Annotated in this window: 6 protein-coding genes; 4 read left to right on the top strand and 2 right to left on the bottom strand. The window is 48.4% G+C overall.

Annotation, left to right across the window (positions count from 1 at the left end):
* Positions 1–1,328 (bottom strand): TonB-dependent receptor (locus VIM87_RS22970; protein WP_331999267.1); only part of this gene is annotated, 1,328 nt, incomplete at its 3' end.
* Between the two features lie 381 nt (positions 1,329–1,709).
* On the opposite strand from VIM87_RS22970, the gene smc reads away from it, so the two are divergent.
* The 4 genes from smc (at position 1,710) to VIM87_RS22950 (ending at position 8,716) form a co-directional block, all read left to right on the top strand.
* A complete protein-coding gene (smc, locus tag VIM87_RS22965; RefSeq protein WP_331999266.1) occupies positions 1,710–5,240 on the top strand; it encodes a chromosome segregation protein SMC in 3,531 nt (1,176 codons plus the stop codon).
* A 69-nt stretch (positions 5,241–5,309) separates the two neighbouring features.
* A complete protein-coding gene (locus tag VIM87_RS22960) occupies positions 5,310–5,816 on the top strand; it encodes an antitoxin Xre-like helix-turn-helix domain-containing protein (protein ID WP_331999265.1) in 507 nt (168 codons plus the stop codon).
* A gap of 8 nt (positions 5,817–5,824) precedes the next feature.
* The gene (locus VIM87_RS22955; protein ID WP_331999264.1) at positions 5,825–6,289 is read left to right on the top strand and encodes an RES family NAD+ phosphorylase; all 465 of its coding nucleotides are present in this window, start codon (positions 5,825–5,827) and stop codon (positions 6,287–6,289) included.
* A 123-nt stretch (positions 6,290–6,412) separates the two neighbouring features.
* Complete coding sequence (locus tag VIM87_RS22950; RefSeq protein WP_331999263.1) at positions 6,413–8,716, top strand: DUF7133 domain-containing protein; 2,304 nt, start codon at positions 6,413–6,415, stop codon at positions 8,714–8,716.
* Positions 8,717–8,833: 117 nt separating this feature from the next.
* Here VIM87_RS22950 and VIM87_RS22945 read toward each other — a convergent pair.
* The coding region (locus VIM87_RS22945; protein ID WP_331999262.1) for a DUF192 domain-containing protein at positions 8,834–9,104 on the bottom strand (271 nt) is incomplete at its 5' end.

Here is a 9,104-nt window from a genome sequence, read left to right as displayed (position 1 = left end):
CCATGCGGTAGCGGCTGGGCATAGTCCAGCTGAAGGGTGGTTTCAGTATTATGCTCATCATTGGTATTGCTGAAAGCCGTGTAACCGCCCGGTTCATTCAGCTGTTGATTATCAGACCGCTGGTCGTTATTTCCGGTATTCCGGTTTAAGGACAGGCTAAGGGTTTGGCCAGGCTGCCGGAACCTTTTCTGATAATCGACTCCCAGGTCATAGCTCTGGCTTTTATAGTCTGTATAGCTGTTGTAGCTGCCGGTTTGTTCCAGTTTTTGCCTTTCGTCGTAGAGCTTCACCTGCTGCGGGGCATTGTTGCTGTTGTAGCTGATGTTCACATTGCCATACACACTCAGGCTGCTGGTGCTGTCCAGGTCATAGCTCAGCTCCAGGTTGCCAAAGTAATAGGTGCCATCAAAGATGCTGTTGCCATTTTGTATCAGCGTGCTTTGGTTGCCATATAGGTAGTTTTCCCGCAGGCCTTCTGAGCGGCCTTTATTGCGGAAATAGCTGGCGCCTGCGTAGGCTGCCACACCCAGCTGGCCTATGCGGGCATTCAGGGAGCCGCCTGCGCCTGCAAACCCGCGGCTGTTTTCATTGGCATACAGGTTACCATTATAGCCATCAATGGTATGCCGGGTAATAATGTTAATGATGCCGGCAGCACCTTCTGCATCATATTTTGCGGAAGGCTGGGTCATCACCTCTATACTTTTGATCACGCCGGCCGGGAAAGCGCGCAGGGCCTCTTTGGGATTTTTGGCCAGCATAGCGGTGCTTTTGCCGTTCAGCAGTATTTTAAAGCTGCTGCTGCCTTTAAGCTGTACGTTGCCTTCCGGGTCTACTGTTACCATAGGTACGCGGCGCAGCATTTCGGCAGCAGTTAGCAGGTCTTTGTTCAGGTCATTTTCCACGTTATACACCAGCCGGTCGTCCTTTACTTCCAGCAGGGGTTTTTGCCCGGCTACTGTTACAGCCTTTAGTTGCTGCGGGGCAGCAGGCAGGTACAGGGGCGGCAGGGCATAATACGGGTGCAGGGAATCGAGCATAAAGGCTTCCAGGATACGGGCGGCATACCCGGTAATGCTGATGCCCAGCTGGTAGCGGCCAGCGCTGAGGTTGGGCATAGTAAAACGTCCCCGTTCGTCTGTAAGAGTGTTCAGCACCGGCTGCAGGCCGGCAGCTTTTAATAGGGTAATGGTGGCGTAACCAATGGGTTTGCGGGAAGCGCTATCAGCCACCTGGCCGGTGATGTGCAGCGATGCAGGTTTTTGGGCAAGGGCAAGCAAAGGGAATGACAGTATTCCGGTCAGCAGGGTTAGGAGACCATTCTTCATAATGGGTGTTGCATGTTGGCGTACATGTTCCGTTTAGATTTCGGTTATGCAAGGGTTTCTCTCAGGTTTTTCATCGGGTCTGCAATCTTTCTACAGTATAAGCACCGGCAAATTAAAAATAATCGTTCAATTGTAAACCGGCTACAAAGCCTGGCTGTTGGTCAAGGGTTTAAGTAAAAGTCGAACATTCCATTGTAATGAGCTGTAAACCAGTTTATTTTGATTGATTTTCAAACGATTTATACACAACTGTGTATAAAAAAAACGGTTTAATCCGGCTTACGCTGTTAAATTACTAATTCATTTGCACAAATTACGTGTAGGCAATATGTGAATCGTAGTTATCTTTGACAGCTTTAAAAAAATAAACCCGGAGCAACTGTGCGTTTAAAAACATTAGAAATCAAAGGCTTCAAAAGTTTTGCCGACAAAACCGTTTTAAATTTTGACGAGGGGATCACAGGTGTAATAGGACCGAACGGCTGCGGCAAAAGTAATATCATTGACTCCATCCGGTGGGTGATAGGGGAACACAAGATCAGCAACCTGCGTTCTGAGAACCAGGCCGGCCTGGTATTTAACGGTTCCAAAAGCCGCTCCGCCAGTGGTATGGCCGAAGTGAGCCTCACCTTTGAGAATACGCGAAACGTGCTGCCCACCGAATTTACCACGGTTACCATTACACGTAAATTTTATAAGAACGGCGATAGTGAGTACAGACTTAATGATGTAGCCTGCCGTTTGAAAGACATCCACAACCTGTTCATGGATACCGGCGTAAGCACCGATTCTTACGCCATTATTGAGCTGGGCATGGTGGATGATATTATTAAGGATAAGGAAAACAGCCGCCGCCGCATGCTGGAACAGGCAGCGGGCATCTCCATCTACAAAACCCGTAAAAAAGAAGCCAAAACCAAGCTGGATGCTACGGAGGGTGACCTGAACCGTATTGAGGACCTGTTGTTTGAGATCAACAACAACCTGAAAACGCTGGAAAGCCAGGCTAAAAAAGCAGAACGTTATTACGAGGTAAAGAAAGAGTACCGGGAGATCAGCATAGAGCTGGCCAAAGCCGCCCTGGAAGGCTTCAATGTCACCTTCAAAGACCTTTCCGAACAACAGCAAACAGAAACAGACCGTAAAATGGCGCTGGAAGCAGAAATTGCTACCGAAGAAGCGGCCGTTGAAGAAGATAAGCTGCACTTTGTAGCCAAAGAGCGGGAGCTGCAGGTATTGCAGAAATCCTTTAACGAAGTGCTGGCCACTGTGCGTACCCGGGAAAATGATAAGAACCTGGCCACCCAGCAGCTGACCTACCTGCGCGAACGTGAAAAGAACCTGAGCGATTTCCTGAACAATGCCGAAGGGCAGCTGCAGGGATTATCAGAATCCATTGAACGTACAGAAAAGCAGGCAGAAGAAGAGCAGGAAGTATTTGATACCATGCAGGACGAACTGGAAACCCTGCACGAAATGGTAGATGAAAAGAAAGAGCTTTTCAACCAGAAAAAGCAAAGCCTGGAAACCCTGCGCCGCGATCAGCAGCAATGGCAACGCCAGCAGTTTGAAGCAGAAAAGAAAGTAGCCGTAGCCGATACCTCCGTACAGAACCTGCAGCGCAGCATACAGCAGCTACAGGAAGAAAAGACGAACCGGCAAACGCAGATCCAACAGCTGGAAGAAGAAAAGAGCGGCCTGCAGGAAACCCTGGAAGATGGCAAAGCCAACCTGGAAGATATGATCCGTTTCCAGGAAGAAACTAAAGGCAAGATCCTGGCCACCCAGTCTGATATTGAAGGCCTGCGTGATAAGCTGACGGACGAGAACCGCACCCTGGATTCCAAGAAGAACGAATACGACCTGTTAAAATCACTGGTAGACAGCCTGGAAGGTTACCCGGAAAGTATTAAGTTCCTGAAAAAGAACAGCGACTGGAATAATAAGGCGCCCATTCTGAGTGATATATTTTTCTGTAAAGAGGATTACCGCACCTGTATAGAAAATCTGCTGGAACCTTACCTGAACTACTACGTAGTGAATAACGCAGAGGAAGCCATACAGGCCATACGCCTGCTGGACCTCAATAAAAAAGGCAAGGCAAACTTCTTTATACTGGACCAGTTCCACCACCAGGGCGGACAGCTGTTCACCCCTCCCGGCACCATACCGGCGCTGGAAGTAGTGGAAATAGATGAACGCTATAAAGGTTTAGGCAATTACCTGCTGGGTAAAGTATTTGTAGCAGATGATGTGGCTGCGCTGGATTTTGGCCAGATGCCCGACCAGGATGTGCTGATCGTAGAAAAGAGCGGCCGTATGTACCGCGGTAAATACAGCTTCAGCGGTGGTTCTGTAGGTTTGTTTGAAGGCAAGAAGCTGGGCCGCGCCAAGAACCTGGAAAAGCTGGATGCCGAGATCAAAGCGCTGGAAGTAGTGGTAAGCAACCTGCGCCAGCAGCTGCAGGACAAACACAATGAAGTATTGGGCTATAACAGCCAGCTGAATGAAAATAATATTAATGCGGCCCGTGAAAAGATCAACCAGCTGAATAACCAGCTGTTTGGCCTGCAGAACCGTATTGAGAACTTCCATCACCTGATCGAGTCCGGCGACAAACGCCTGGCAGAAATGCAGCAGTCGCTGGAAACCAACCAGCAAAGTATTGCCGGTGTGAAGGACGAGCTGGAAGGCCTGAATGAAAGAGTACATGCCCTGCACGACAGCATTGTAGCTGCAGACCGGGCTTCCCAGGAAGCAGAGCAACAGTACAACCAGGCCAACGTACAGTTTAACAACCAGAACCTGCAGCATACCCGCCAGCAGAGCAAGGTGCAGGGGCTGAAACAGGAGCTGGAGTTTAAACGTAAGCAATTGAGCGACCTGCATGTGCAGATCACCAATAATAAATCACAGCTGGAAGATGCGGTGGCTAACATTGCTGCTGCTGAAGATAAGCTGAGTGTTGCAGATGACGGACTGGTAGAGCTGTTCCGCAAGAAGGAAGAAGAAGAAAAGGCCCTGAACGAAAAAGACCAGGAGTACTACAACTTCCGTAACCACTTGCAGGAGAAAGAAAGCTCCCTGCGTGCCCGCCAGCGTGCCAAAGAGCAGCTGGAGCAGCAGCTGACCACCATTAAGGATAAAGTGAATGAGCTGAAGCTGCAGCTGGCCTCCATGAAGGAAAGGCTGAGCGTGGAGTTTAAAGTGAACCTGGATGAGATCCTGGATGATGCACGCAGCAGCACCCTGCCGGTAGATGAGCTGCAGGGCAGCGCAGAACGTTTGAAAAAGCGCCTGGAAAATATGGGTGAGATAAACCCCACGGCCATCGAGGCTTTCCAGGAAATGAAAAAGCGTTATGAGTTCATCCTGGAACAAAAGAACGACCTGGTAGCTGCCAAGGAATCCCTGATGGCTACGATCCAGGAAGTAGAATCAACCGCCAACCAGAAGTTCCTGGATACCTTTAATACCGTGAAGGAAAACTTCATCCGCGTATTCAAGGCCCTGTTCACCGAAGAAGATCAGTGCGACCTGATCCTGAATGAGCCGGAGAACCTGGCCGAAACCGGTATTGAGATCATTGCCAAACCGAAAGGCAAACGCCCGGCCGCTATTACCCAGCTTTCCGGTGGTGAAAAAACCCTGACCGCTACTGCGCTGCTGTTTGCCATTTACCTGATCAAACCAGCACCGTTCTGTATCCTGGATGAGGTGGACGCCCCGCTGGATGATGCTAACGTAGGCAAGTTCACCAACATGATCCGCAAGTTCTCCGATAACTCACAGTTCATTATTGTTACGCATAACAAGCAAACAATGGCGGCAGTGGATGTTATTTACGGCGTAACCATGCAGGAGCCTGGGGTAAGTAAGCTGGTGCCGGTGGATTTCAGAAGTTTGAATTAACCGGAGAGTGGAAAAAATTCTTTGAAGTACAGGAAAAAATTCCTATATTTGATGAAGAATTAAGAGGTTATGGCAAAAGCAATGAAAGCAAGCAGCGCCATGCATACCAAAATGCCGCCTGCAAGCATAAAAGAAAGTGGGGAAGGGGCTTTGCCGGCTACTGATGTTTCCAGGATCCAGCAAGCCTTCCAGGATATTGACCTGAGAAACAACTATCAGTTAGTTACTGCTGCGCTTAGCGGCGTTTATGCAGATACCTTTATCAAGTTTGTTGATCTGGCTAATATTTCCAGGAATGAATTGGCAGCAGCCATGAATATATCCACTAAAACCATAAAAAATAAACTGGCCGATAAAGAGCCACTAGACCCTAATCAGGGTGAGCATCTTCTAAAGATCATTTCACTTTTTGAGTTGGGAGAAAAAATATTTGGTGGCTTAGAACCCTTTAAACGCTGGTTAGAAAAACCTTTTTTCGGCAAACCACAAAAGCCGGAAGATTTCCTGAAAACCACCGGAGGTGTAGAGCTAATTATGGATGAGCTAAAACGCCTGGCATACGGTGATGTTATTTAACCCGGGTAATGAGAGTATTTAGAATTGCTTATAAAGAGTTCTCCAAAGATCTGAATCCTTCCAAAGCAAATGGCCGCTGGGCAGCGGCTGGTAAAGCAGTGATATATGCCGCAGGCTCTGTTGCGCTGGCCGTACTGGAAAACCTTGTCAGAAGGCAGGGAGAGGGCTTTAATGATGATTACCGCATCATGGTCATTGATATTCCATCTTCCCTTAAAATTCAAACCATTACTGCTGCCGAATTAGCTGCAGGCTGGAATGATGTGCTGGACTACTCAAAATGCCAGCCCCTGGGTAACCGCTGGTATGACGAGGCAAAGTATCCTGTATTGAAAGTGCCTTCTGCTGTAATACCCCAGGAATTTAATTATGTGCTTAACGCCAACCATCCGGACTTTAATAAGATAAAGCTGGTTGAAGTAACCGGTTATATTCCGGATCCAAGGATTGAAGAAATATTAAAGGGAGCATAGATCCTGCTGCCTATATCCCGTCATTCTACCTCCCATCATTTTCCAACCCTGTAAATTTGCATATTCCTCCGGCGTACCTTATTTTAGTTTTTTGCAATCGATGTAAATAAATAGCAGCGCGGAATGAAAAACTGGTTACTCTCTTACAGCTTATTAGCCGCTGGGGCAATATGTATTGTTTCTTGTCAGCCCAACCCTTCAGAAAAAAAAGATAAGCACCAAACGGATTCCCTTGCCATGCGGGAAAAGTTTGCGGAATCGCCTGTGCTGGATGCCAAAGCTTCGCTGGAACATATCCAGGTGGAAGAGGGCTTTAAAGTGCAGCTGGTAGCGGCAGAACCGCAGGTATCCGTACCGGTGGCCATGACCTTTGACGAAAAAGGCCGTATGTGGGTGCTGGAAATGATGGGATATATGCCGGACACCTCCGGTACCGGCGAAGATATGCGTAATGGTAAGGTGGTGATACTGGAAGATACTAATAAAGATGGGGTAGTTGACAGCCGTAAAGAGTTCATGGATTCACTGGTGCTGCCCCGCGCTATTTGTTTGATTGAAAACGGGGTACTGATAGCAGAGCCGCCCAGGCTATGGTATGTTGAGAATAATGGAGACCATGCCGGTAAAAAAATACTGGTGGATGATAAGTATACTGAAGGCGGTAACGTAGAACACCAGCCCAACGGGCTTTTGCGGGCTATGGATAACTGGATCTACAACGCCAAATCAGATAAGCGTTACCGTAAGGCCGGCAACAAATGGTTGATAGAGCACACCCACTTCCGTGGCCAGTGGGGCATTACACAGGATAACTACGGCCGCCTGTTTTACAACAACAACTCTGAGAACTTACTGGGGGATTATTTTAGTCCGGGCCTGGGCGCTAACAACACGGCACAACGTACAGTAGCTGGTTTTGATGAACATATTGTGCCGGATAACCGGGTGTATCCCATACGCCCTACACCGGGTGTGAACCGCGGCTACATGAAAGGCGTGCTGGATGACAGCCTGCGCCTGGTGAATTTTACCGCTGCCTGCGGACCCCTGGTATACCGCGGCGGGTTGTTTGGCGAGGCTTATGATGGCAATGCCTTTGTAGCAGAACCTTCTGCCAACCTTATTAAACGTAACCTGCTGCAGGATAGCGGATATATTGTTACCGGTAAGCAGGCCTATGCAGGGAAGGAGTTCCTGGCCAGCACAGACGAGCGTTTCCGGCCGGTGAGCTTATACACCGGCCCCGATGGGGCTATGTATATACTGGATATGTACCGCGGCATTATACAGCACAAAACCTACCTTACACCTTACCTGAAGAATGAGATCAAAAGCCGCAACCTTACGCAACCGCTGAACTGCGGCCGTATTTACCGGGTTATACCTGCAAAGGCTAATAACGTACAGCCGGTAACGTTACCCGACGATCCGGCAAAGCTGCTGGAGCTGTTAGACCATCCCAATGGCTGGGTACGTGACCGTGCGCAGCAAATGATCATAGACCACCACTATACTACGCTGGTACCGCAGCTGCGGAGCCGCTTACAGCAGGATACCATTAAACAGCCCTGGGGCCTGCTGCATGCCATGTGGACCCTGGAAGGCTTAGGCCAGCTGCAGGTAGAAGATGTTGCTGCAGTATTAAAGAACAAGAACCCTTACCTGCGCGTGCAGGCGCTGGCTGCTATGCCGGCTGTTATTACACCACAACAGGTGAACCGGGTATTACAGCTTATTACGCCTTTACAGCAAAGTGTATTGCAGGCGCCTTCTGTGGCTATGCTGCTGCCTTACATACAACGCCTGAATGCTACAGCAGCAGGCCAGCTGCAAACGCAGCTATTACATGCTTATGCCAATGACCGCTATGTAGCAGATGCGCTGATCGGTAATAATACAGGCCATGAACAGCAGCTGCTGGACCAGGTAAGCAGCTGGAATGCAGATACTACCTTATTGATACGGAAACGCCTGCAAAAGGTATTAAAGGATATTGATAACCGGCGCAAAGCCAAGCTGAATGAAGGTTTAGTGAAAGCATATCCCAGGGGAGCAAAGATATTTAAAACGGTTTGTCAAACCTGCCATGGGGATGATGGTAACGGTATTCAATCGCTGGCGCCACCGTTAAATGAATCGCAATGGGTGAAGGGCGATAAGCATAAAGTAGCCGCGATTGTTTTATTTGGCCTGAGCGGTCCTGTGAACGTAAATGGAAAAGTGTACAAAGCGCCGGAAGTAAGCGGGGAAATGCCCGGTATTGGCAGCAACGATGAATTTTCTGATAGTGATATTGCGGAAGTGATCAGCTTTATCCGTAATGCCTGGAGCAATAAAGCGGAGCCGTTGACCGCGCAGGATGTGCAGAAAGTACGGCAGATGTATAAGGGCCGGGAGAAAGGGTTTACTGCGGAGGAACTCAAGTAATAATTAATAATGAATAATGAATAATTAATAATCATGGCGGCCATTGTTCACGAATATGAAATAGCTCTTTTTTGTGCAGTACCTGCCTTGCGATTATTAATTATTCATTTTTAATTATTAATTACTTTTTACAAACGCAATCTTATCGCCAAAGCCTATATGGTACTTATCGCAGAAGCCGGCATTCACCTCTACCACATACTGCGCCTTTTTGAAGGAGGGCAGGCTTTCTTCTGATTGCGGGGTGGTGTATTTCTGGATGGATACGATCTCCTTTTTATCATCTACATAAATAATATCCAGGGAAATGTAGGTATCCTTCATCCAAAAGGATTGTTCGGCCGCTTCGGTAAAAATGAATAACATGCCCTGCCCGTCCGTCATAGAT

Source organism: Chitinophaga sp., assembly GCF_036569125.1.
Taxonomy (GTDB): Bacteria; Bacteroidota; Bacteroidia; order Chitinophagales; family Chitinophagaceae; genus Chitinophaga.
This window is presented reverse-complemented; position numbering and strand designations above follow the sequence as displayed.

Bases quoted from the DNA above. Each gene is read 5' to 3' on its own strand.
- VIM87_RS22960 (WP_331999265.1), top strand. From the start codon at position 5,310: ATGGCAAAAGCAATGAAAGCAAGCAGCGCCATGCATACCAAAATGCCG.
- VIM87_RS22950 (WP_331999263.1), top strand. From the start codon at position 6,413: ATGAAAAACTGGTTACTCTCTTACAGCTTATTAGCCGCTGGGGCAATA.
- VIM87_RS22955 (WP_331999264.1), top strand. From the start codon at position 5,825: ATGAGAGTATTTAGAATTGCTTATAAAGAGTTCTCCAAAGATCTGAAT.